We start from the raw sequence: 451 nt of genomic DNA, 5'->3' as shown, positions 1-451 counted from the left end.
CGCACCGGAAGCGCCGTGGCCAAGGTCGCATCATTGTCCTGCGCCCTGTTGATCTTCTGATCAATGTAGGAAGTCAGCGAGGTCAAGGTCAGCGTATCGCTGAGATCGACTGAAGATCTTAGCGCAGCCTGGAACATGCGATCGTTCATCTGATGCGGCCACTCAGGGCTCCACTCTGCCACTCGCGCGTTGTCGCCAAGGCCGATCGGCGTCATGCCGAGATAGGAGTTCGTGCCCGGCTCGCCGATGCGACCGGCGACCTTCGCCTGCCGAGCAGCCAGGCTCGCGTCGAAGTTCGGGCTCGCCGGGTTCGTGAACGCGGCATAGGCGGCCGGATTGACCACCTCGAACGGATTGCTCCGCGTGGCTCCAGCCGGGATGAATCCAGCTGTCGGGACAATGTTGAGCTGGTTGGAGATGAATTGCGCCTGCTGGGTATCCGACTTGTCCT

The 451-nt window shown here is 61.6% G+C and carries 1 pseudogene; it reads right to left on the bottom strand.

Going from position 1 to position 451, the window contains the following annotated elements:
- Positions 1-451 (bottom strand): annotated as a pseudogene (locus tag IL54_RS24775) (hypothetical protein); the annotation flags it as partial.

It is taken from the genome of Sphingobium sp. ba1, from assembly GCF_000743655.1.
Taxonomy (GTDB): domain Bacteria; phylum Pseudomonadota; class Alphaproteobacteria; order Sphingomonadales; family Sphingomonadaceae; genus Sphingobium.
Note: the sequence above shows the minus strand (reverse complement) of the source record. Positions and strands in the feature narration are given on the sequence as shown.